This is a genomic window from Streptomyces sp. NPDC048734, from assembly GCF_043198675.1.
Classification (GTDB): Bacteria; Actinomycetota; Actinomycetes; order Streptomycetales; family Streptomycetaceae; genus Streptomyces.
In genome coordinates this window covers 361,074-382,783 of sequence record NZ_JBICUZ010000003.1, presented here as the reverse complement: position 1 = coordinate 382,783, position 21,710 = coordinate 361,074, and the positions used below count along the sequence as shown (strand labels likewise).

Here is a 21,710-nt window from a genome sequence, read left to right as displayed (position 1 = left end):
GGTCCGTCCGTCCGCGCCCGCCTCCCTCACTTGCCGGCGCTCTCCGCGCCGGTCGACAGCCGGGGGGTGTCCGCGGTGCGGGCCGGGACCGCGTTGGCGGCGGTGACGAGGGCCGCCACGGCTATGACGGCCGCCGCGACGGCTCTGGCGTATCGCCATGAGGGGCGCCCGTAGGGTGCGGATGTGCGTTCCTGCACGGCAACCTCGCAACGTCGTCGGCGGCTGAGGGAGAGAAGCGACGGTGGACAGGACGGTGGGCAAAAAGCGGGAACGGCAGCGGCCGTCACGTCAACCGTGTATTAAGCATGCTTAACACGCCGTTTAACCTAGGGGCTGCGCGAGCCGAACGGCAAGAGGGTCAGGGGTAGTTGAGGGTGATTCGGGCCGTGGGTGAGCGGGACGAACCGGAGGTCATCGGACGCCGGGTGCAGCGGCTGCGGGTCGAACGGGGGCTCACTCAGCGCCAGTTGGCTGAGCCGACCTACACCCCCGCCTACGTCTCGACGCTGGAGGCCGGCCGGGTGCGGCCCTCCGACGAGGCGCTCAGGCACATCGCGGAGCGGCTCGGCGTCGACTTCGAGGAACTGGCCACCGGCCGCTCCGCCCGGCTCGTCACCGGTCTGCGGCTGCGGCTCACCGAGGCCCAGCGCGCCCTGGCCACCGGGGAGGCGGAGCAGGCGGCACGGCAGTTCGCGGAGCTGCTCGCGGAGGCCGAGCAGTACGGCCTCGTCGAGGAGCAGGCCACCGCCCTGCTGGGACTCGGGGAGTGCGGCATCGACACCGGCGAGCTGGAGGCGGCCCGCGGACACTTCGAGCGGGCGGAGCGGTGCCTGGCGCACGCGCCGCTCCCGGCCCGCGTCCCCGCGCTGCGCGGCCGGGCCGTCGCCCACTACCTGGCGGGTGAGCTCCGGTACGCCGTCTACCTGCTGGAGTCCACCCTCGACGAGCTGAACCGCGGCGGTCTGCACGACCCCGACGCGCTGCTGCTGCTCTACGCCTCCGTCATCGGCCCCTACATGGACATGGGCGCCCAGGCCCGCGCCGCCCAGGCCGCCGAGTTCGCCCTGGCGCTCGCGCCGCAGGCCGGCGATCCCGCCCTCGTCGCCCGGATGCACCGCTCGGTGGCCCGCACCCTCCTTGCCGAGGGCCGCCTCGCCGAGGCCGACGCCTCCCTGGCCAAGGCCGCCGAGCTGTACCGCCAGCTCCAGCTGCGCACCGAACTCGCCAACTGCCACTGGATGCGCGGCTACGTCTACGCCCAGAACAACCAACTGGAGCGGGCCGAGGACGAGTTGAAGCAGGCTCAGGCCATGCTCTCGGCCCAGCGCGCCGCCCTCTACATCAGCCAGGTCGCCGTCGAGCTGGCCGACGTGCTGCACCGCCGCGGGAAGTCCGAGGAGGCCGCCGCCCTGCTGCACGGGGTGCTCGACGACCTGTCCTCGGAGCGCGGCGCCGTGCACGCGGCCGGTGCGCACCGCCTGCTCGGCATCATCGCCGAGGACGCCCGCGACACCGACGCCGCCGAGGAGCACTACGTCCGCGCCCTGAGCCTGCTGGAACGCGCGGGCGCCGCCGGCGACCTCGCCGACCTGTGCCGTCTCCTCGGCGACCTGCTGCGCCGTACCGGCCGGGTGGAGGCCGCCCTGGACGCCTACCGCACGGGCCTCGGCCACCGTACGGCCCCCGGCACGACGACCCTGGGGCCGGCACCGGCCCAGCCGCCGCTGTAGCGGGCCCCGCGGCGGGCCTTTCGCCGGTCTCCGGCCCTTCACCGGTCTCCGGCCCTTCACCGGTCTCCGGTCTTTTCCGCTCCGGCCTTCACCGGCCCCTCGCTGGCCCCCGGCCCTCACAGGCCGCTCCCCGCCGAAGCCGGGGTCCCGCACAGGCGGCGCCGCTAGCGTGCCCGCGACGGAGTACGGAGTACGGCGGACGGCGGCGGGCGTGCGGGAACAAGGGACGGTGGCCGACGGCGTGCGGGAACGGCGGACGGTGGCCGACGGCCTGCGGACCGTCGTACGGGCGCTCGTGCACGCCGTGTTCGGCGGCACCGCGCTGCTCGCCGTCGCCACCGTCGCGTCCGTGCTCGGCCCCACCCTCGCCCTGGACCTCGTCACCCCGCCCGTGGCCGCCTGGTGGACGGTCTTCACGGCCGTCGTCGTGCAGGCCGTGCCGTTCCTGCTGCTCGGTACGGTCGTCTCGGCGGCGATCGGCGCGTTCGTGCCGGAACGGGTGCTGCGGCGCCTGCTGCCCCGCAGCCCGGTCCTGGCCGTGCCCGTGGCGGGTCTGGCCGGGGCCGTGCTGCCCGGCTGCGAGTGCGCGTCCGTGCCGGTGGCGGGGAGCCTGATGCGGCGCGGGGTCGCCCCGGCCGCCGCCCTCGCCTTCCTGCTGTCGGCGCCCGCCATCAATCCCGTCGTGCTGGTCGCCACCTCCCTCGCCTTCCCCGGCCGGCCCGAGATGGTCCTCGCCCGGTTGCTCGCCTCCCTCGGCACCGCAGTCGTCATGGGCTGGCTGTGGGCGCGCTTCGGGAAGGAGAAGTGGCTCACCCCGCCCCGCCGGGCCGGCGGACCGCACCCCGCGACCAGCGCCCGCGCCTTCCTCGCCGGCCTCCAGCACGACTTCCTGCACGCCGGGGGCTTCCTGGTGCTGGGCGCGGCGGCCGCGGCGACCTTCAACATCGCCGTCCCGCGCGCGCTGCTCGACCTGTTCACGGGTTCGCCCTGGCTGTCGGTGCTGCTGCTGGCGCTGCTCGCGGTCGTCCTGTGCGTGTGCAGCGAGGCGGACGCCTTCGTCGCCGCCTCGCTGAGCGCCTTCCCCGCGACCGCACGGCTGGTCTTCATGGTCGTCGGACCGATGGTGGACCTGAAGCTGTTCGCGTTGCAGGCGGGCACCTTCGGCCGTGCCTTCGCCGTCCGCTTCGCGTCCGTGACGTGGGTGGTGGCCGTCGGGGCGGGCGTGCTCACCGGGTGGTGGCTGCTGTGAGGCGGTACGGGCCGGCGGTCCTGCTCCTGCTCACCGGCGGGGCGGTCCTGCGCATCACCGTCCTCGGCGAGCTGTACCTGCGGTACGTGCAGGCGGGGCTGCGGCCGTACCTGATCGTCTCCGGGGCGGCGCTGGTCCTGCTGGGCCTGGTGTCGGCGGTGCTGAGCGGCGGCCGGCCCGACGTGGAGGCGGTGCCGAGCGGCGGCCGGCCCGGCCAGGAGACGCACCGTCACGGCCATGACCACGGCCGTGGTCGTGGCCATGACCACGGCCACGGCCGCGGCCCGCGCGTCGCCTGGCTCCTCGCCCTCCCCGCCCTGGCCCTCCTCCTCTTCCCGCCCCCCGCGCTCGGCTCCTACAGCGCCGGCCGGGAGGCCGCCCAGCGGGCCGCGCAGGGCGTGGGGACCTTCCCGGCACTGCCCGCCGGGGACCCGGTGACGCTGACCGTGGGGGAGTTCGGTTCCCGCGCGATCTACGACAGCGGCCGGTCGCTGACGGGCCGCACGGTCCGGCTGACCGGCTTCGTCACCCGCGGCGACGGCGGCACCTGGTACGTCACCCGGCTCGCCGTCGCCTGCTGCGCGGCCGACGCCACCACCGGAAAGGTCGAGGTCCGCGGCGCGGACGCGCTGCCCGCCGACACGTGGGTCGCCGTCACCGGCGTCTGGCGTCCCGAGGGCGCCCTCGGCTCGGAGGAGGCCTGGCCGCCGGTCCTCGACGCGGTGACGGTCACGTGGGTGCGGCAGCCCGCGGACCCGTACGAGAAGGCCTGAGCCGGACCGGTTTCCGGCGCCGGTGAGGGCGGTACCCGGCGGGCTACGAGGAGTCCTGGGCCGTACGCGCGGGCGGAGGTGATCACCGTGCCCGACCGGAACCGGGAACGGGCCGCGGAGGTGATCGCCCAGGAGGTGGGCGGCGCCGAACCCCGGGACGTGCCGGAGCGGCTGTGCGCCGCGGCGGTACGGCTGCTGCCGGTGATCGGCGCGAGCGTGTCGCTGCGCGGCGAGGGGATGCCCGTACCCGTGAGCGCGAGCGGTGAGCGGGCCGCGCACCTGATGGAGGTGCAGGCCACGCTGGGCGACGGCCCCTGCCTGCGGGCGGCGGAGACCGGCGCGCCGGTGTTCGCCTCCGACCTCACGGCGGGCCGGGACGCCTCGCGCTGGCCGGTCTTCGCGCAGCAGGCGGCGGCCGCCGGGGTCCGGGCGGTGTACGCGCTGCCCCTGGGCGACCCGGCGGTGTGCGTGGGCACCCTGGACCTCTACCGGGACGTCCCCGGTGAGCTGGCCGCCGACGAGGTCCGTACGGCGCGGCTGGTCGCGGACGTGCTGACGGTGGCCCTCATGGCCCTGCCCCACGACGAGGACGCCGGCCGGTACGGCGACGGCGTCTGGCTGAGCCCCCTGGCCACCGGCCACGACGGCGTGCACCAGGCGGTCGGCATGGTCATGGCCCAGCGGGGGGTCCGCCCCGACGAGGCCCTCGCCCTCCTGCGGGCCCACGCCTTCGCGCAGGGCCGCATGGTCATGGACGTGGCCCGGGAGGTCGTGGCCGGCACGGCCCGCTTCGACCCGGACTGAGGCGGGGCCCGCCGGTCCCGGTCCCGTGCCTCACACCTGCACCCGCCCCTGCTTCCGCACCTCCGTGAGGCGTTGCACGCCCAGCTGGACGGCGGCCTGGGTCGCCTCGTTGGGGACGTCGGTGAGGCCGCCGTTGGTGAGGGCGAAGGTGTCCCGGCCGGCGCGGACGGCGGCGACGTCGAGGGCGAGCGCGACGGGGTCGCCGTCGGTGCCCCAGTCGGTGAGGGTGACGCGCAGGCCCTGGCGGACGTCGCCCACCTCGGGCAGCGGCTGCTCGGTGACGGTGGCGTCGAGGACCGTGCCGTCCGGTGCCTTGGCGGTGAAGCGGGCGCACTTCTGCGGCAGGCTCTTCAGCCAGGCGAGGGTGCGGTCCACGTCGGCGGGCGGGCGGTCGGTGACCTGGTAGCGGAGCTGGGCGCCGGTGTCGGCGTCGTCGAGGGCGACGACCGCGCGGGGCGGGGCGCCGAGCAGTTCGTCGCTGTAGAGGGCGTCGAGGAGTTTCTGGCAGTCGGCGGTGGGGGTGGTGGCCTTGAGCATGCCGTCCCGCCAGGTGGCGGCGCCGCGCGTCGGGGTCCAGGGCTCGCCGAGGTCGGTGCCCGTGATGAGCGCCGAGTGCGCCTGCGCGTCGGTGAGGACGGGGGAGGCGACCGGCGCGCTGGGCCGGGCCGGGTCGGACTTCTCGACGGTGGGCACGGCGGGCCGGGCGGTCGGCGGGTGCTCCAGTCCGAGGGTGGCGCAGGAGGCGACGGTGACCAGAGCGGTGACGGCGAGGGCGGAGGCGAGGAGGGTGCGGCGGATCATCGGGGGGTGCCTCCTGGAGTGGCCGGTACGCACCGGATGGGGTTCCGCGAGGCGGGCGCACGGGATCCCGAGGGCGTCCGTCCCGGCACCGCGGGGGGTGCTCCCTCCCACGCCACCACCGCCAACGCCGGCCGACCAGCGCGACGGTCCGTCCGGGTTAACCACCGGCCCGCCGCCCGCGTCGCGGGCCGCGGGGCCGAACCGCGGCCCGCTGCGTAGGGTCACCGGTGCAGCCGTCCCGCCCGCCGCACACAGAGGAGCACCACCGTGACCGGTCAGCCCATTCCGGTGATCATCGACTGCGACACCGGGGTCGACGACGCCCTGGCCCTGCTGTTCGCCGTACGGCACCCGGGGCTGGACGTGCGGGCGGTCACCTGTGTGGCCGGGAACACCGACGTGGACGGCGTCGTCCGCAACACCCTGACCGTGCTGGAGCAGGCCGGGGCCGGGGACGTCCCGGTGGCGCGGGGCGCCGAGCGCCCGCTGATCGAGCCGGTGCGCACCGCACGGCACGTGCACGGGGCGGACGGGATGGGCGACCTCGGGCTGCCCGCGCCCACCCGCCGCCCGGTCGACGTGGACGCGGTGACGCTGCTGCGCCGCGAGATCCTCGCCTCGCCGAGGCCGGTGACCCTCGTCCCCCTCGCGCCCCTGACGAACATCGCCCTGCTGCTGCGCACGCACCCCGAGGTGGTGGGCAACATCGAGCGGATCGTGTTCATGGGCGGCGCGGTGGCGGCCGGCAACGCGACGGCGGTCGCGGAGTTCAACGTGTGGCACGACCCGGAGGCGGCCGCGATCCTGCTCACGGCCGGGGTCCCGATCACGATGTACGGCCTGGACGTCTTCAAGAGGGTCCTGGTGCCGGCCGCCGACGTCCAGCGGCTGCGGGCGAGCGCGGAGCCCCGCCTGCGCCTGGCGGGCGAACTCCTCGCCCACCGCGACCCGGCGACCTCGGGCGACCCCACCCCCACGGGCGGCCTCGGCGACGCGGGCGCGGTCTGCGCGGTCGTCGACCCCGGCGGCCTGACCACCGAACCGCTCCCGGTCGAGGTGAGCCTGGCCCCGGGCCCCACCCGGGGCCAGACCGTCGTCGACCGCCGCCCCCACCACGGCGAGGCCGAGATCCACCACGGCCCCCGCGAACAGGCCCTGGTGGACGTGGGGTTGGGAGTGGACGCGGAGCGGTACGTGAAGCTGTGGCTGACGGTCGTCGAGGGCGCTTAGAGGTGTGCTGACCGTCGCGTGCCGAGAAGGGGGGCGGACGGACAGACGGACAGACGGACAGACATGGAGGACTCCTTAGGAATGCACTCCTTAGGGGTGTAGTCCTAAGGATTCCTCTTGCCTTTTCAGCATCGGCGGGACAAGCCGTCGCGTGTGTTCGACCGCGGTACCGAGTGGGACGCGCTGGCCGCCTTCGCGGGACGTCCGGTCCCGCACGCCATGCTCGGGATCGTCAGCGGTCGGCGGCGCATGGGCAAGACGTATCTGCTACGGGCCCTTGTCGAGCGGTACGGCGGTTTCTACTTCGGTGCCACGGCGGCGACGGAGGCCGAGTCCCTGCGGCAGTTCAGCTCCGCGCTGGCCGAGTTCACCGGCTCTCCCGTGTCCTTCTCCTTCACCACCTGGGACGACGCGGTCTCCTATCTCTTCGGGGTCGCCGCCCCCGAACGCCGGGCAGCCGGTGGGGCGACGACGGACGCCCCGCTGCTCGTGGGGCGTGACCGAGATTCGGGTCAAAGGGGCAACGGGATGATCTTGAAGCCCTGAGCGCTCGGACTCACTTGCGACGGCGAGCGGCGGGGTCTCGCTCGGCGACGTGTCGGGCGACCGCGTCGACGCCGGGGCGGGCGTACCGCTCCAGGGAGCGGACGGACGCGTGGCGGGAGCGGGCCAGCAGCATCGGCGTGGACGTGCCGTCTTCGGCGTCGTGTGTGAGGGCGCTGTGGCGGAGCCGGTGAAGGGTCCAACCGTCCAGGTCCTCGATGTCTTCGGGTGAGGCGAGCGGGTTGGCCAGCAGCCGGGTGTTCTCCTCGAAGACCTCCTCAGCCCGGCGGTAGGAGAGCCGGGCCCGGCCGGTCTCCGGGCACACGTCGAGCGTCGGTGTCCCGGCGGGTGCCTTGCGGTCGGTGAGGAACAGCGGGCCGCGGGTGCGGCGGGCGATCAAGCGGGGCAGCAGTTGGGCGGTGCCGGACTGCCAGTGAATCCACTCGGTCGCCCCGCCCTTGGCGGTGATCTTCCCGCGCTTGTCCTGCGGGTACAGGTCTTCCACGTTCAGGCACAGCACCTCGTCGGCCCGCGCCGCCGACTCGTAGAGCATCTTCCACTGCGTCTTCTCCCGAATCCCGACGTCCAGGCGCCACAGGGCGGCGATCTGGTTCTCGGCCAGGGCCTTGGTGCGGTCGGGCGGTGCCGGCCGCCGCTCGATGCCGATCGTCGGGTCCCCGTCGATCCAGCCCTGGCGCTGCCACCAGCCGATCGCCTTGCGCGCGATGGACAGTTCGCGGTTGACGGTGTCGGCGTCCATCTCGTCCGCCCGAGCCGCCGCCAGCTCGGCCAGCACTTCCGGCACTGCCGGGTCGTCGATCGCGGCGACGGGGAAGACGGGTGGCTTCGCGCCCCGGCGAGCCGGGCCGGTCGGCGCCGGTTCGCCGGCGAGCATCCACCCCCACGTTGTCAGCGAGATCCGGTAGATCCGCGCGGAGGACTTCGCGATGCCCGCGCCGGTGAGGTAGCGCTCTACCGCCGCGGTGTACGACGCAGGCGGGGCGGACAGGGGCACGACTCGGGCGCGCGGCAGCCGCACCGCGCCCCCGCCTCCGAGTTCGGTCACCGGTTCGATCGTCACGCCCGTCCCGCCCTTCCGGCACTGCCGCAGTAAATGCGTACACCTCACCCCGGCGGCCGGAATCGTCCGCCGCAGGTCGCGACGATCACGGTAGAAGGTCCGCCGCAGTAAATCCGGCATTTACTGCGGCAGATTACTGATGGACCGCCGGGTGATGAAAGTTCCGTAAGCCGACCATGAAGCGGAATTACTGCTACCGCCATCCATTGCCCGTTGGTTCTCATCCATGGCCCAAGGCTGGAGCCTCATGCTGAGCTACTTGTCACTTCGCAGCAGCTTCGGGATGTCGCGCACGTGGAGGCTGTTACTGGGACGATCGGCGGCGCCGCAGGGACGGGTCGAGCAGCGCGGGCGGCGTGTCGTTCTTCTCGTGTGCGGCGAGGTCGGTGCCGGGGGTGACGATGGCGTCGATCGCGTCGAGTACGTCGGCGGAGAGCGTGATGTCCGCGGCGGCAAGCTGCGAGTGCAGGTGGTCCAGTGTGCGGGGGCCGACGAGCGCGCTGGTCACGCCGGGGTGCGTGGTCACGAAGCTGAGCGCGAGCTGGATCATCGTCAGGCCCGCCTCGTCGGCGACCTTGGCCAGTTGCTCGACGGCGTCGAGCCTGGCCCGGTTGGAGGGAATGGCGGTGTCGAAGCGCTGCGGCATGAACGTTGAGCGGCTGGTGGTGATCTCACTGCCCTCGCGGATCGCGCCCGACAGCCAGCCCGAGGCCAGCGGGCTCCATGCCAGCACACCGAGCCCGTACTGCTCGGTCACGGGCAGCACATGGGCCTCAATGCCGCGCTGCAGGATCGAGTAGCTGGGCTGTTCGGCGACGTAACGGCTCAAGTGGTGCTCGCGGGCGGCCCACTGGGCTTGCACAATGCGGTAGGCCGGAAAGGTCGAGGAGCCGAAGTAGCGGATCTTTCCCACGCGCTGCAGGTCGGTCAACGCCGACAGAGTTTCTTCGTCGCTGGTGTTCGGGTCCCACCGGTGGATTTGGTAGAGGTCGACGTGGTCGACGCCGAGCCGACGCAGGCTGTCCTCCAGCGCGGTGACCAGCCAGCGGCGCGAGCTGCCCTGGCGATTGCGCTCGTCGCCCATCGGCATGGTCGCCTTCGTGGCCAGCACGATGTCGTCGCGGCGGCCCGCGATGGCCTTGCCGACCATTTCTTCCGACTCGCCGCCGCTGTACACGTCGGCAGTGTCGATCAGGTTGATCCCCGCCTCCAGGGCGGCGTCGACGATGGCGGTGACCTCCTCTTGGGTGGTGCGCCCGATCTTTCCGAAGTTCATCGCTCCGAGCGCGAGGGTGCTGACTTGCACACCGGTGCGGCCCAAGGTGCGGTACTGCATGGCCGTGTCTCCTCATTGTGGGTGAAGCGTGATGCATTGCATGGCTTGGTTGCCGGGCCCTTGCTCTGACATCATGAGCAAAACGGAACCATGTTCCGGAACAATACGGAACCTTGTTCCGCTTTTGCAAGCGGTGAGTGGAAGGAGCGGCGCGGTGAACGACAGCGACGAGGGTGCAGGGCAGGCGGCCCCGGCCAGGCGGAAGGACGTCCGGCGCAACCAGAAGGCCCTACTCGATGCGGCCGCCGCGGTCTTCGTCACGTCGGGCGTGGAAGCGCCGGTACGCGAGATCGCGGCCAGGGCCGGCGTCGGGGTGGGCACGATCTACCGCCACTTCCCGACGCGAGCGGACCTCATCATCGCCGTCTACCGGCACCAGGTCGACGCCTGCGCCGAGGCCGGTCCGGCCCTGCTGGCGACTAGCCCTTCTCCGCACTCCGCACTAGGGCGGTGGATCAACCTCTTCGCTGATTTCCTGGTCACCAAACACGGACTCGCCGCAGTGCTGCAGGCCGACAACGCCGGCTTCGAGGCGTTGCATGCCTACTTCCTCGACCGCCTCGTACCCGTCTGCACAGAGCTGCTCGAAGCCGCAGCCGTCACTGGCGAGATCCGCCCCGACATCGATGCGTACCAGCTCATGCGCGGCGTCGGTAACCTCTGCATCGGCGCGGACAGCGATCCCCGCTACGACGCACGCCGCATGGTCGAACTCCTCGTCGCAGGGCTGCGCCGACCACACCACTGACCTCGGCGACATCGCGCGTGCGGCTCTACTGAATCGCGAGACTCACGCGGCTTGGCCGAGGCCGGCGGTGGTCAGGTCCTGCTCGCGCAGCGGGGTGAAGTCGACGTCGAGCTTCGGGTCGTACGCGTCGGGCTGGATGCCGAGCTCGTGCGTGCTGTACTCGCCGAACCGGTTGATGTGCTCGGTCAGGTACGGCGAGATGTGCGCCAGGTCCTCCGGGTCGATCGCCCATCCCTCCTCCAGCAGCTGCCGCACGATCTCCGCGATGTCCAGGGCGTTGTGGAAGATCACCGCGTTCGTGAGCAAGGCGTTGAACTTCATCGCCTTCTCCTGCTCGATCGGGTCGTTGTCGGCGATGACGCCGCGGTTGCCGAAGCCGATCCACTGGGAGAAGCCGTTGAACGACTCGACCTTGTTGGTCGCCGCGGTCACCCGCCGACGCAGCGGTGCGTCGGAGAGGTAGCGCAGGAGCTGGACGGTGCGGATCACGCGGCCGACCTCGCGGAACGCGGCGTAGGTGGCGTTCTTCCTCGACCCGGAGCGCAGGCGCTTGAGCAGTGTGGAGGAGGAGATGGTGCCCTCGCGTACGGAGACGGCCACGCGCATCAGGTGGCGGAACTGGGACTCGATCAGGTCGAAGTCGATGACGTGCTTGCCCGGCTCCCCGAACAGGGCGTCGATGTGCACGTACTCCGTCTGCTTGCTCGGCCGGTAGAAGGTCAGTTCCTTCCAGTTTCTGATCCTGGGCATCAGATCGAAGCCCAGCAGGTGGGCGAGCGCGAAGACAGGGAAGCTCTGGCCTTGGGTATCCGCGTGCACGGTGGTCGGCTGCACCTCGCTGGTGTTCTTCAGCAGGCCCTCGATGATGTAGACGGCCTCCCACACCCCGCACGGGATGAAGTGCGTGAACAGCGCGATGTAGGTGTCCGAGACGTGGTGGTAGGCGATGCCGCCCGGCTTGCCGTACCGGACGCTCGTCTCGGAGAGCAGGTTGTCGAGATAGGTGTCCATGTGGGTGCCGTCCGCCGCCACCGTGGTGCCGTCGCCCCACGCCTGCGAGATGTCCAGGCGGGCATGCGCGTTCACCAGGTCGGCGATCGCCTCGTTCAGCAGCACGATCGAGAAGTGCTTGTTGGCGACGTACGACAGCTCGTGCCCGCTCACGCCCGGGATGTGCCGGGCGGCCTCGTACGGGCCCATGTTGGTGCCCTTGACGAACGTGACGATCACGTAGCGGCCCAAGGGGTCGGTGAGCTTGGGCTCGTTGCCCGACGGCGGGCCGAATCTTGAAGTGCGACCAGGTCGGGCCCTTGGCGGGCTTCTTCAGCCGGTTGAACAGCGTCGTCCCGTCGCTGTCGCGCTCCTCCAGCAGCCGCATGAGCCCTGCCCGCTGAGCGGTGCTCATGCGGTCGTGGATGCCCGTGCGGATCGAGACGTTCACCTCGGTGCGGATCTTCGAGGCCATCTTGTCGAAGGTGGAGAACCCGGGCAGCTCCAGCCCTGCCTCCACTACCTTCTCCAGCGCGATGTTGATCAGATCCGCCGGGCGGTTCTTCGCCGCGGCCTCCTTGCGGATCGACTGCTCGACGATCCCCCGGGCCCTGGCCTGGTCGTACGTCACGCCGACCCGCTTACGGACCAGGCCACGGTGATGCTTCGCCGTCCTCTCCGCCCGGTACACCGGCAGCGTGCCCTCCGGCAGCTCCACCGCCCGCCGCACGAAGTCCACCACCATCACCGGGACGTCCTCCAGCGCCGGGAAACACCCCATGCGCCGGTACGACTTCAACATCACCAACAGGGCCAGCAGATGCTCATCGCAGTCTGTGGCATCAGCCGCCCACTGAAGCTCATCGCGAGTCGGCGAGAAGAACAGAGGCAGCTCATGCGCGGTGATCAGCCGCTTGAACCGTGGATACGCGGTCCGTTCGATCGATGTCACAACCCACCCCAGGCCCCAGACGACGCTCAACATCACCACCAACGACACTGAGCCGAATGGGTGACGGCCGACGGCGCTCAGGGCTTCAAGATCATCCCGTTGCCCCTTTGACCCGTATCTCGGTCACACCCCCTCGTGGTCATCGACGAGTTCCCGTACCTGGTGAAGGTGGCTCCGGAACTGCCCTCACTCATCCAGCGTGAGATCGACCGGCACCAGGTGGAGGAGAGCCGTATGCGGTTGCTCCTGTGCGGTTCGGCCATGTCCGTCATGGGCGGGCTGCCGGCCAGTACCGCTCCTCTGCGTGGCCGGGCGCAGCTGGAACTGGTCGTACGGCCCTTCGGGTACCGGGCCGCCGCGGACTTCTGGAGCGTCGGCGACGACCCGGCGCTCGCCGCACGGCTGCACGCCGTCCTCGGAGGTACTCCCGCATACCGTCGTCAGTTCCTGGCGGACGACGTGCCGGTGAGCATGGGCGACTTCGACGACTGGGTCTGCCGCACCGTCCTCGCGCCGTTCAGTCCGCTGTTCCGGGAAGCGCGGTATCTGCTTGCCGAGGAGGCGGACATCCGTGACACCGCGCTCTACCACTCGGTCCTCGCCGCTGTGGCGCAGGGCAACACGGCGCGAGGTGGCATCGCCGGTTACATAGGGCGCAAGTCCGTGGACATCTCTCATCCGCTCAATGTCCTGGAGGACAGCCACCTGTTGGTGCGGGAGACGGACGTCTTCCGGGCCGGGAAATCCCAGTACCGCATCACCGAGCCGCTGATCAACTTCTATGAGGCCGTCATGCGCCCGGCCTGGGCACGCCTTGAGAGCGGACAGGCCGCAGAGGTGTGGGCGCAGTCGTCCGAGCGCTTCGCGGCCCAGGTGGCCGGTCCGCACTTCGAGGCGGTGTGCCGGGAGTACGTGCTCGGGCCGGGTCGTTCTCTGCTCGGCACGTCACTGGGGGAGGTCGGCCACGGGGTGGTGACCGACCCGAGGGAACGCCGGCAGATCCAGGTCGACGTGGCCGCGGTCGAACCGGGATCCGGGGGGACCAGGGCCGCCGTCACCCTGCTCGGCGAGGCGAAGTGGGGGACCGTCATGGGTCTGAACCACCTGGAGCGGCTCCGCCGGGCGAAGGAACTCCTGACGGGACGAGGCATGGACACCACGCGATGTGGGCTGGCCTGTTTCAGCGCCGCGGGATTCAGCGACGCGCTGAGGGCCGAAGCGGAGCGAGGGCATGCCCTGCTGATCGGGCTCGACGAACTCTACGGTCGTGCGACGCCGACGGTCATGCTGCCCTGATGGGCGGGGCGAAGCTCAGGAAGCCTCGTGCGAGACCCGCGCCGGTCGACGGGCAACGGGAGAGAAAGCCGACCGCCCCGCGCCGCAGGGGCGTCGGGACGGTCGGCTCGCGCGATCGCTGATCACTCGTCGCTGCTCGCGGCAGGGCTCAGGCCTGGCTGCCCTTGCGACGCCGGGTCGCCACGACGATCGCCGCGCCGCCCAGGAGCAGGGCCGCCGCGCCGCCCGCGATGACGGGCGTGTTGCCGTCGGCGCCGGTCTCGGCGAGGTCGCCGCCACCGCCGTTCGGGGTGGGAGCCGCGGCCGGGGCGGAGGTCGACGGGGTCGCCGCGGGAGTGGTCTCCGAAGGCGCCTCGGGGGACGGCGGCGCCTCCGTGGACGGGGAGGCCGGGGGTTGCTCCTCGGCGGGCGGCTGCTCGACGGGGGGCTCCTCGGCCGGCGGCTCCTCGGCGGGTGGCTCCTCGGACGGGGCGCAGAACTTCGTGCCGCCGTTCCAGGCCGCGATCAGCTTGTCCTTGATGACCGGGCGGTCCGGGCCCTTGGGCAGGTCGCCGTGTTCGAAGCCGTCCTCGGCGTCGAGCCTGCCGTCGAACTTCACGGCGCCCCGGTAGAGGTCGATCTGCGCGTAGCAGCCCGCGTCGGGCACGGCGATGTCGAGGGTGCCGGTGGTGCCGGGCTTGACCGTCACGGTGTCGAAGTCGACGAAGACCTGCTCGCCGGAGGTCCGGAAGTCCGGACCGTGGGCCAGGTAGGAGGCGAGCGAGGCGGTGCAGGTGGCGGCCTTGTCGGCGGCCCGCACGGTGAGGTGGACCTTGCCGTCGCCGGTCGGCTTCAGGTTCTGGTCGTCGACCTTGACGGAGTCGTGGAAGTTCGTGCCGTCGAGGGAGAACTGGCAGCGGTCGGTCCCCGTCTCCGTGCCCGCCCCGGTGCCCGGCTGGTACTGGCCGCCGGACTTCCAGCCGTCGCCGCCGGGCGTCCCGGTGCCGGCCCAGGCCCCGGAGGCGGCGGCGACGGACGCGGTGCACAGGGCGAGTGACGCGGCGCCCGTCCCCAGCAGGCGGCGCACGGAAACACGTCTCGCTATGGACATGCGATTCCCATCTTGGCGAGTGCGAGTGCCCGTCACGGCGGCCTCGCGGCACGGCGATGCCCGGGTGACGGCGCAGCTCGGGGTTCGGAAGAAACACCGGGCCCATCGGTCACATGCGCCACGGTGTGCGCTCATCGTGGGTCGCGGGGCGGAGGCCTGTCAAACTGCGGCAAACACAGGGCAGTTCGAGATTCCGTCACATCTCCCCCACGTACGGAATGATCCACTCCGCAAGGTGCGGACGTTCGCCTTCCCGGCAAAGTGGACAGGCTTGTGTGCGTGACCGACTCCGCGCCCGCAACCGGGACAGACCAGCCACCCGCCCCCGACTTCTCCGCCCGCGACCCCCACTGGTGGCGCCAGGCCGTCGTCTACCAGGTCTATCCGCGCAGCTTCGCCGACGCCGACGGCGACGGCCTCGGCGACCTGAGGGGGATCACCGGACGCCTCCCGCACCTCGGCGCGCTCGGCGTCGACGCGCTCTGGCTCAGCCCGTTCTACCCGTCCGAGCTGGCCGACGGCGGCTACGACGTCATCGACCCCCGGGACGTCGACCCGCGCCTGGGCTCCCTGGCCGACTTCGACGCGCTGGTCGCCGAGGCCCACCGTCTCGGGCTGAAGGTGATCGTCGACATCGTCCCCAACCACACCTCGCACCGGCACGTCTGGTTCCGGGAGGCGCTGGCCGCCGGACCCGGCTCCCCGGCCCGCGACCGCTACGTCTTCCGCGACGGGCGCGGCGCGCACGGCGAACTCCCGCCCACCGACTGGCAGTCGGTGTTCGGCGGCAGCGCCTGGGAGCGCGCCCCGGACGGCCAGTGGTACCTGCACCTCTTCGCCCGCGAGCAGCCCGACCTCAACTGGGACCACGACGAGATCCGCGAGGACTTCCGCACCACCCTGCGCTTCTGGTCGGACCGGGGCGTCGACGGCTTCCGCGTGGACGTGGCCCACGCCCTGGCCAAGGACCTGACCGAGCCGCTGCGCGACCTCGGCGCCGCGGGAGCGGGGGCCGAGGACGTGCTCGCCACCCTCACCCCCGGCAGCCACCCCTTCTACGACCGCGACGAGGTCCACGACATCTACCGCGACTGGCGCCGCGTCCTGGACTCCTACTCCCCGCCCCGCACGGCGGTCGCCGAGGCCTGGGTGCCGGGCACCCGCCGCGCGCTGTACGCCCGCCCCGACGAACTGAACCAGGCCTTCAACTTCGAGTACCTGCAAGCACCCTGGGACGCGGAGGCGGTCCGCGAGGTCATCACGTCCTCGCTCGCCACGGCCCGCGCGGTCGGCGCCTCCGCGACCTGGGTGCTCTCCAACCACGACGTCGTCCGCCACGCCTCGCGCCTGATGCTCCCGCCCGGCACGGACGAGAACGCCTGGCTGCTGTCCGGCGGCCGCGCCCCGCGCGTCGACGAGGAGGCCGGCCTGCGCCGCGCCCGCGCGGCCACGCTGCTGATGCTGGCGCTGCCGGGATCGTCGTACGTCTACCAGGGGGAGGAACTCGGCCTGCCCGAGGTCGCCGACCTGCCCGTGGAGGTGCTCCAGGACCCGCTGTGGGAGCAGACGGGCCGGGTCCGCAAGGGCCGCGACGGCTGCCGGGTGCCGTTGCCGTGGACGACCACGGGACCGTCGTACGGCTTCGGCACGGGCGGCGCGTGGCTCCCGCAGCCGGAGTCCTTCGCGCGGTACGCCGTCCAGGCCCAGGACGGCACGGACGGCTCGACCCTGGAGCTGTACCGCACCGCCCTGCGCCTGCGCCGCAAACTGCTGGACGGCGAGGACCTCACCTGGGCGGAGGACACCCCGCCCGGCGTGCTGGCCTTCACCCGCTCGGACGGCTGGCGGTGCGTCACCAACCTGTCGGACACGCCGGTGCCGTGCCCGCCGGGCGAGGTGCTGCTGAGCAGCGCCCCGCCGGCCGCGGACGGCCGCATCGGCCCGGACACCACGGTCTGGCTGGCGTAGCGGACGCCTGAGGCCGACGGCCTCACCCCGTCGGCGTGGGGGCGGGCGCCGGAGCGACCCCGGCTCCCGCCGCCGCGGCGTCGATGTCCACGGGGGTGGACGTGGCGGTGGGCGGCGGGGTGAGGACGACCATCGGCTGGCCCGCGGGCGGCGGCGGCGGGGTCAGGTCCGACGAGGGGAGCTTCGGCGGGGTGGTCTGCTGGAAGAGGGTCTGCTCGAAGTCGACCAGACCGGTCTGCTCCATCACCGTGATGTGGTCCAGGACGGTGTCGTTGGCCTGGTCGGCCAGGGCCCGGATGAGGGTGTTCTTGGTGGTGGAGCGGACCTTCGCGATGGTGTTGAAGATCGAACCGTGGGTCATGCGGAGGATGTTGGCGAACTCGACGTCGAAGTCCTTGCCCGTCTTCGCGTTGATCTGGTTGACGAACGCCACCTGCTGCGGACTGGCCACGTTGGGCAGGGTGATGTTCAGCATGGGCGCCATCTTGCGGCAGGTCGTGTCCAGGGAGGCGTGACCGTCGATCAGGTGCTCGCTGGCCGTCTTGACCGCCGGACTCTGCCCCTTCTGCAGTCCGATCACCCCGAGGGGGTACTCCCAGAGCCCGGCCGCCCGCACCTTGACCACGAAGTCCCGGTCGCCCTCGGTCAGGGGCCCCCACTGGGTGTTGGCGATGATCCGGTCATTGGAGGTGGACACCGTGTCCAGCCCCAGCATCGACGGATAGGCCAGAGCCGCGAGGGTCAAGCTCAGGGCGCCGCCCACGAAGACAGTTCCCATCGCGTTCCGCGAAAAGCGCACCGTTCCTCCTGCCTGATCGGGAACACCGCCCGTGCTCGTCCGTGCCGGCGGGGTCCAACACACAGGAGTACGGACGAACGGCCGCCGGAACTCACCGCTTCCGGCAAAACTTGTCGTATCAGCCGACCGGGGAAAGGAAGCCGTGGTGTCAGGACGGGCGAGGGTCACGGAGTTGACGTACTACCCGGTGAAGAGCTGCGCCGGGATCAGGGTGTCCGAGGCGCTGATCACGCCCGACGGACTACGGCACGACCGGGCGTACGTGATCACCGACGAGGCGGGCGGGCCGCGCTGGCAGGGGGGCGACCCCCGGATGGCGCTGATCACTCCCCGCCTCGTGGAGGACGGCGCCGGGGTGGTCCTGCACGCGCCGGGCCGCGGCGAACTGCGGGTGACCGGGGAGGGCGAGGAGGTCACGAAGGTGCCGGGGCAGCCGTACGGCGCCGTCGACCAGGGCGAGGAGGCGGCCGCGTGGGTGAGCGGGGTCCTCGGCCGCCCGAGCCGGCTGCTGCGCGTACGGCAGGCCCCCGGCGGCACCGCGGCCAACGACAGCCGCCTGCACGTGGTCTCACGCGCGAGCCTGGACCTGCTGAACCGGCACCTGGCCGAGCGCGGCGTCGCCCCGCTCCCCATGAACCGCTTCCGCCCCAACCTCGTCGTGGACGGCTGGGACACCCCGCACACCGAGGACACCGCCGCCCGCCTCCTGGTCGGCGACACCGAACTGGCCTTCACCGAGCTGACGGTCCGCTGCGCGATCACGATGGTCGACCAGGAGACGGGCCGCAGGGCCGGCCCGGAACCCCTGCGCACCCTGGCGGACCACCGCCGCGCGCAGGACGGCGGCGGCACCGTCTTCGGGGCGTACTTCAGGGTGGTGCGGGAGGGGAAGGTGACGGTGGGGGACGCGGTGCAGGTCCTGGACGCCGCGGAGGGTTAAAGGGCCCGGGCGCGTATGGCGTCGAGGAGGTGGGCGAGGGGGGCGGGGGTGGTGGTGAGGACGGTGGTGGGGGTGTCGCTCTCGCGGAGGTGGAGGGTGGTGGGGGTGGTGGCGAGTTCGAGGCAGTTGGAGCCGTCTCCGCCACCGGAGTAGGACGACTTCTGCCAGTTGTCGGGGGTGGTCATGACGGGTTCCTCGTTGGTGCCCCTCGTGCTCACCGTCTCAGACGGCTTCGGCGCGTATGGCGTCGAGGAGGTGGGCGAGGGGGGCGGGGGTGGTGGTGAGGACGGTGGTGGGGGTGTCGCTCTCGCGGAGGTGGAGGGTGGCGGGGGTGGCGGCTAGTTCGAGGCAGTCGTTGCCGTCGTCGGGGCCGGAGTAGGACGACTTCTGCCAGTTCTCGGGACTGGTCATGCCATGTGCCTCACAAGTCCGTCGCCATCCGGTGAATGAAGTCACGCGACCTTTCGGGGTCGAGCGACACCGCCTCCACTTTACGGAAGCGTGTACGAAAGGCGCTGAGTTGTGCCTCGGAGTCGATGAAAGCCGAGCCATGGGGAACATCCCGGACGACCGTGTCGAGCTTGGGTACGGGGCCGCCGACGTAGGTCATCGTGCTGGCGGCTCTTCCGAAGTCGTCCAGGTCGAACGGGATGACACGGACGGTGATGTGCTCCGTCTCGGAAACCTCGAGCAGCCGCAGCAACTGATTGCGTGAGGCTGCCCGGTTGCTGACCCGGATGCGTAGTGCTGCTTCGTGGATCACCACCTCGTACGGGATGCGGATGTCCTGGCGCGCCATTCGGTGGCGGACCCGCAACTCCATTTCCTCAGGAGTGAGTTCCGGCACCCGTGCGGCGAAGACGGCACGGGCGTACGCCTCCGTCTGCAACAGGCCGGGTACATAGAGGATGGCCACGTCACGCCGGAACGTGGCGTGATGGTCCAGCTCCGACAGGTCCAGGAACGACGTGGGCAGGAGGCCCCGGTACTCCTCCCACCAGCCGTGTGTCCGGTCGGTGGCCATGACCACCAGAGCGTCGATGAACTCGCCGTCCGTGCAGGCGTAGTGGGACGCGAGTCGTCGGAGCCGCTTCTCGCTCACTCCCGCGAGCCCGGTCTCGATGTGAGTGATCTGGGCGGGGCTCACCCCGAGCAGGGCTGCTGCCTCCCGGGAGGAGAGGCCCGCAGCCTCGCGAAGTCTGCGCAACTCGGTGGCCAGACGCATCTGCCGTGCCGTTGGTTCGCGCCTCACAAGCTATCGCCCGCTCTCCTGTTCAACGCGCGTGCACGCGCGACTCGTTCGGCGTCAGATTACGCGATCCGCTTGCTTCATCTCTAGATTTAGATCTACCGTCGGTGACGTAGTGAACACTCTGTGGAAGCGCACCGCCCCGTCCTGCCGTGACGGCCGCGGCACTGCCACCGCGCCCTCACCCACCCCTGCCTCAGACGGAGTTGACGCATGCCCGAAAGCACCCCCGACACGTGGGAGTACTCCCTGTACATCCCCAACGACGTCAGGGCCGTCCCCATCTCCCGCCGCACGCTGCGTCTGATCCTGACCGTGCACGGCCTGATCGGCCTGGTGGACACCGCGGAGCTGATCGCCTCGGAGCTGGTCTCCAACGCCGTCCTGCACACGAAGGGCCCGGCGGCGCTGCGTATCCGCTGGGCGGGCGGCGTGCTGCGGGTGGGTGTGTGGGACGCCGACCCGGAGCCGCCCGACCCGCCGCGCGAGGTGGCGGACCTGGCGGACGCCGAGAACGGCCGGGGCACGGCGCTGGTGCGGGCGTTGTCGGAGGTGTGGGGCTGGCACCCGCTGTCCCGCTTCGGGCACCGGGGGAAGTTCGTGTGGTGTGACGTGCCGGTGGCATAGCTCGTTGATCTGATCGCACAGAGAGGAGAGCCGATGGTCGGCTCGTCGCATGAAGCCATGCACCGGATCTTCCAGAAGGATCCCGCGCTGCTCACGCGTGCCCTGCAACAGGTGTTGGGCGTTCCCTTCCCCGAGCCGTACGACTTCGCGGGGATGAACGTCGACCTCACCGAGATCGAGCCCGTCGAGCGGCGTGTGGACACGCTGCTGCGGGCGGAGACGGATGAGGGGGCGTACCTGCTGGTGGTGGAGTCGCAGGGCAAGCCGGACGACAGGAAGCGGGGCAGTTGGCCGTACTACCTGAGCTATCTGTACGAGAAGTACCGGTGCGAGCCGGTGTTGATCGTGGTCACGCAGAACAGTGCCACGGCCCGGTGGGCGGCCGAGCCGATCCACCTCGGGGTGCGGGGGTTCCCGTCGCTGACGGTGCGGCCGTTCGTGCTCGGCCCGGACAACGTGCCGGTGATCGCGGACGAGCGGGAGGCCGAGCGGGACGTACCCCTCGCGGTGCTGTCGGCCATGACGCACGGCCGGGACCGGGAGGCTCCCGCCATACTGGAATCGCTGGCAGCCGCCCTGCGGACCATCGACCGCGACAGCGCCGCGGTCTTCGTGCAGTTCGTCGACTCGTGCCTGGCGGACAGCCGGGCCCGGCAGATGTGGAGGGACATGATGACGACGATCCAGTACTTCTGGCGGCACCCGCTCGCCGAGGAAGTGCGCGAAGAAGGCCGGGAAGAAGGCCGGGAAGAAGGCCGGGAAGAAGGGCGGCTCGAGGCACTCGCGGAGACGACCCTGAACATCCTGCGCTGGCGCGGCATCGACGTACCCGATGACATCCGCGCACGGGTCCAGGCCTGCACCGACCTCGACCAGCTGACCACCTGGTCCCAGCGCGCCGTGCACGCCACCATCGCCGCCGACCTCTTCGCCGCCGGCTGATCCCGTGCCGGGTCACAGGCAGACGGCCCGTCCCCCCGGACATCCGTCGCCCGGGGGGACGGCCGTCGTCCGGTCCCGTCAGTGGTACTGGCCCACCACGTAGTCCCCGGCGGGCTGCTGGGTGATCACGTTGCCGCGGTTGAAGGCGTTGATGAGGGCGATCTGGACGACCAGGTCGGCGAGCTGCTCCTCGTCGTAGTGCTTGGCGGCGTTGGCCCACACCTCGTCGGGGACGCCGCCGGCCGCGTCGGCGATGCGGGTGCCCTCCTCCGCCAGTTCGAGGGCGGCGCGTTCGGCGTCGGTGAAGACCTTGGCCTCGCGCCAGGCCGCGACCAGGTGGAGGCGCTGCGCGGTCTCCCCGGCGGCCGTGGCGTCCTTGGTGTGCATGTCGACGCAGCCCGCGCAGCCGTTGATCTGACTGGCGCGCAGCATGACCAGTTCGCGGGTCGAGGCGGGCAGCGTCGACTCGCCGAGGGTCATGGCGGCGGCGACGATGTGCTTCATGGCCTTGGCCGCGACGGGGCTGGCCATGATGTTCAACCGGGCTTCCATGCTGGGCTCC

The 21,710-nt window shown here is 71.6% G+C and carries 21 protein-coding genes and 2 pseudogenes; 12 read left to right on the top strand and 11 right to left on the bottom strand.

The window, feature by feature from the left end:
• Positions 1-386 precede the first annotated feature (386 nt).
• The 4 genes from ACGFQC_RS10715 to ACGFQC_RS10700 all read left to right on the top strand — a co-directional run bounded on the left by ACGFQC_RS10715 (position 387) and on the right by ACGFQC_RS10700 (position 4,556).
• Entirely contained in the window at positions 387-1,730 is a 1,344-nt protein-coding gene (locus ACGFQC_RS10715) for a helix-turn-helix transcriptional regulator (protein ID WP_363087612.1), read from the top strand.
• A 241-nt stretch (positions 1,731-1,971) separates the two neighbouring features.
• On the top strand, positions 1,972-2,979 hold the full coding sequence (locus ACGFQC_RS10710) for a permease (RefSeq protein WP_393288118.1): 1,008 nt from the start codon (positions 1,972-1,974) through the stop codon (positions 2,977-2,979).
• The gene (locus tag ACGFQC_RS10705; RefSeq protein WP_363087611.1) at positions 2,976-3,752 is read left to right on the top strand and encodes a TIGR03943 family putative permease subunit; all 777 of its coding nucleotides are present in this window, start codon (positions 2,976-2,978) and stop codon (positions 3,750-3,752) included. The genes ACGFQC_RS10710 and ACGFQC_RS10705 overlap by 4 nt, the downstream gene beginning before the upstream one ends.
• An 81-nt stretch (positions 3,753-3,833) precedes the next feature.
• Positions 3,834-4,556: a GAF and ANTAR domain-containing protein gene (locus ACGFQC_RS10700; RefSeq protein ID WP_363087716.1), complete on the top strand. Its 723-nt coding sequence runs from the start codon at positions 3,834-3,836 to the stop codon at positions 4,554-4,556.
• A 30-nt stretch (positions 4,557-4,586) separates the two neighbouring features.
• Here the strand turns inward: ACGFQC_RS10700 and ACGFQC_RS10695 are convergent, their stop codons facing one another.
• Positions 4,587-5,357 (bottom strand): hypothetical protein, encoded by a 771-nt coding sequence (locus tag ACGFQC_RS10695; protein ID WP_363087610.1) that lies wholly within the window; start codon positions 5,355-5,357, stop codon positions 4,587-4,589.
• Between the two features lie 267 nt (positions 5,358-5,624).
• Between ACGFQC_RS10695 and ACGFQC_RS10690 the strand changes: the two genes are divergently transcribed.
• Positions 5,625-6,587, top strand: a complete 963-nt coding sequence (locus ACGFQC_RS10690; RefSeq protein ID WP_363087609.1) for a nucleoside hydrolase — start codon at positions 5,625-5,627, stop codon at positions 6,585-6,587.
• Positions 6,588-6,704: 117 nt separating this feature from the next.
• Complete coding sequence (locus tag ACGFQC_RS10685; RefSeq protein WP_363087608.1) at positions 6,705-7,133, top strand: hypothetical protein; 429 nt, start codon at positions 6,705-6,707, stop codon at positions 7,131-7,133.
• Between the two features lie 10 nt (positions 7,134-7,143).
• Here the strand turns inward: ACGFQC_RS10685 and ACGFQC_RS10680 are convergent, their stop codons facing one another.
• Entirely contained in the window at positions 7,144-8,196 is a 1,053-nt protein-coding gene (locus ACGFQC_RS10680; RefSeq protein ID WP_363087607.1) for a tyrosine-type recombinase/integrase, read from the bottom strand.
• A 319-nt stretch (positions 8,197-8,515) separates the two neighbouring features.
• On the bottom strand, positions 8,516-9,547 hold the full coding sequence (locus ACGFQC_RS10675) for an aldo/keto reductase (protein WP_351364913.1): 1,032 nt from the start codon (positions 9,545-9,547) through the stop codon (positions 8,516-8,518).
• A gap of 154 nt (positions 9,548-9,701) precedes the next feature.
• Between ACGFQC_RS10675 and ACGFQC_RS10670 the strand changes: the two genes are divergently transcribed.
• The gene (locus ACGFQC_RS10670; protein ID WP_363087606.1) at positions 9,702-10,295 is read left to right on the top strand and encodes a TetR/AcrR family transcriptional regulator; all 594 of its coding nucleotides are present in this window, start codon (positions 9,702-9,704) and stop codon (positions 10,293-10,295) included.
• Between the two features lie 42 nt (positions 10,296-10,337).
• Here ACGFQC_RS10670 and ACGFQC_RS10665 read toward each other — a convergent pair.
• Together ACGFQC_RS10665 and ACGFQC_RS10660 are read right to left on the bottom strand one after the other, a co-directional pair.
• Positions 10,338-11,582 (bottom strand): annotated as a pseudogene (locus ACGFQC_RS10665) (transposase); the annotation flags it as partial.
• 226 nt (positions 11,583-11,808) lie between these two features.
• Positions 11,809-12,270: pseudogene (locus ACGFQC_RS10660) on the bottom strand (DUF4158 domain-containing protein); the annotation flags it as partial.
• Positions 12,271-12,372: 102 nt separating this feature from the next.
• Between ACGFQC_RS10660 and ACGFQC_RS10655 the strand changes: the two are divergent.
• Complete coding sequence (locus ACGFQC_RS10655; protein ID WP_363087605.1) at positions 12,373-13,533, top strand: ATP-binding protein; 1,161 nt, start codon at positions 12,373-12,375, stop codon at positions 13,531-13,533.
• A 148-nt stretch (positions 13,534-13,681) separates the two neighbouring features.
• Here ACGFQC_RS10655 and ACGFQC_RS10650 read toward each other — a convergent pair whose 3' ends face one another.
• On the bottom strand, positions 13,682-14,623 hold the full coding sequence (locus ACGFQC_RS10650) for an LAETG motif-containing sortase-dependent surface protein (protein WP_363087604.1): 942 nt from the start codon (positions 14,621-14,623) through the stop codon (positions 13,682-13,684).
• Between the two features lie 279 nt (positions 14,624-14,902).
• Here ACGFQC_RS10650 and ACGFQC_RS10645 point away from each other — a divergent pair, with 279 nt between their 5' ends.
• Complete coding sequence (locus ACGFQC_RS10645; protein WP_363087603.1) at positions 14,903-16,591, top strand: glycoside hydrolase family 13 protein; 1,689 nt, start codon at positions 14,903-14,905, stop codon at positions 16,589-16,591.
• A 22-nt stretch (positions 16,592-16,613) separates the two neighbouring features.
• Here ACGFQC_RS10645 and ACGFQC_RS10640 read toward each other — a convergent pair whose 3' ends face one another.
• Positions 16,614-17,369 (bottom strand): DUF4142 domain-containing protein, encoded by a 756-nt coding sequence (locus ACGFQC_RS10640; protein ID WP_363087602.1) that lies wholly within the window; start codon positions 17,367-17,369, stop codon positions 16,614-16,616.
• A gap of 166 nt (positions 17,370-17,535) precedes the next feature.
• Between ACGFQC_RS10640 and ACGFQC_RS10635 the strand changes: the two genes are divergently transcribed.
• A complete protein-coding gene (locus ACGFQC_RS10635; protein WP_363087601.1) occupies positions 17,536-18,330 on the top strand; it encodes an MOSC domain-containing protein in 795 nt (264 codons plus the stop codon).
• On the opposite strand, the gene ACGFQC_RS10630 is transcribed toward ACGFQC_RS10635, so the two are convergent.
• The 3 genes from ACGFQC_RS10630 to ACGFQC_RS10620 are packed head-to-tail and all read right to left on the bottom strand — an operon-like array spanning position 18,327 to position 19,555.
• A complete protein-coding gene (locus tag ACGFQC_RS10630) occupies positions 18,327-18,515 on the bottom strand; it encodes a DUF397 domain-containing protein (protein WP_363087600.1) in 189 nt (62 codons plus the stop codon). The two genes, ACGFQC_RS10635 and ACGFQC_RS10630, sit on opposite strands and share 4 nt — an antisense overlap.
• A gap of 37 nt (positions 18,516-18,552) precedes the next feature.
• Entirely contained in the window at positions 18,553-18,741 is a 189-nt protein-coding gene (locus tag ACGFQC_RS10625) for a DUF397 domain-containing protein (protein ID WP_363087599.1), read from the bottom strand.
• A 10-nt stretch (positions 18,742-18,751) separates the two neighbouring features.
• A complete protein-coding gene (locus tag ACGFQC_RS10620) occupies positions 18,752-19,555 on the bottom strand; it encodes a helix-turn-helix transcriptional regulator (RefSeq protein WP_363087598.1) in 804 nt (267 codons plus the stop codon).
• Between the two features lie 237 nt (positions 19,556-19,792).
• On the opposite strand from ACGFQC_RS10620, the gene ACGFQC_RS10615 reads away from it, so the two are divergent.
• Together ACGFQC_RS10615 and ACGFQC_RS10610 are read left to right on the top strand one after the other, a co-directional pair.
• Complete coding sequence (locus ACGFQC_RS10615; protein ID WP_363087597.1) at positions 19,793-20,206, top strand: ATP-binding protein; 414 nt, start codon at positions 19,793-19,795, stop codon at positions 20,204-20,206.
• A gap of 33 nt (positions 20,207-20,239) precedes the next feature.
• Positions 20,240-21,148 (top strand): hypothetical protein, encoded by a 909-nt coding sequence (locus ACGFQC_RS10610; RefSeq protein ID WP_363087596.1) that lies wholly within the window; start codon positions 20,240-20,242, stop codon positions 21,146-21,148.
• Between the two features lie 78 nt (positions 21,149-21,226).
• Here ACGFQC_RS10610 and ACGFQC_RS10605 read toward each other — a convergent pair whose 3' ends face one another.
• Entirely contained in the window at positions 21,227-21,700 is a 474-nt protein-coding gene (locus ACGFQC_RS10605) for a carboxymuconolactone decarboxylase family protein (RefSeq protein WP_363087595.1), read from the bottom strand.
• Positions 21,701-21,710 lie beyond the last annotated feature (10 nt).

Coding starts and splice junctions, on each gene's coding strand:
- ACGFQC_RS10695 (WP_363087610.1), bottom strand. CDS start 5,357: ATGATCCGCCGCACCCTCCTCGCCTCCGCCCTCGCCGTCACCGCTCTG.
- ACGFQC_RS10675 (WP_351364913.1), bottom strand. CDS start 9,547: ATGCAGTACCGCACCTTGGGCCGCACCGGTGTGCAAGTCAGCACCCTC.
- ACGFQC_RS10615 (WP_363087597.1), top strand. CDS start 19,793: ATGCCCGAAAGCACCCCCGACACGTGGGAGTACTCCCTGTACATCCCC.
- ACGFQC_RS10610 (WP_363087596.1), top strand. CDS start 20,240: ATGGTCGGCTCGTCGCATGAAGCCATGCACCGGATCTTCCAGAAGGAT.
- ACGFQC_RS10640 (WP_363087602.1), bottom strand. CDS start 17,369: ATGGGAACTGTCTTCGTGGGCGGCGCCCTGAGCTTGACCCTCGCGGCT.
- ACGFQC_RS10620 (WP_363087598.1), bottom strand. CDS start 19,555: ATGCGTCTGGCCACCGAGTTGCGCAGACTTCGCGAGGCTGCGGGCCTC.
- ACGFQC_RS10605 (WP_363087595.1), bottom strand. CDS start 21,700: ATGGAAGCCCGGTTGAACATCATGGCCAGCCCCGTCGCGGCCAAGGCC.
- ACGFQC_RS10630 (WP_363087600.1), bottom strand. CDS start 18,515: ATGACCACCCCCGACAACTGGCAGAAGTCGTCCTACTCCGGTGGCGGA.
- ACGFQC_RS10650 (WP_363087604.1), bottom strand. CDS start 14,623: ATGTCCATAGCGAGACGTGTTTCCGTGCGCCGCCTGCTGGGGACGGGC.
- ACGFQC_RS10625 (WP_363087599.1), bottom strand. CDS start 18,741: ATGACCAGTCCCGAGAACTGGCAGAAGTCGTCCTACTCCGGCCCCGAC.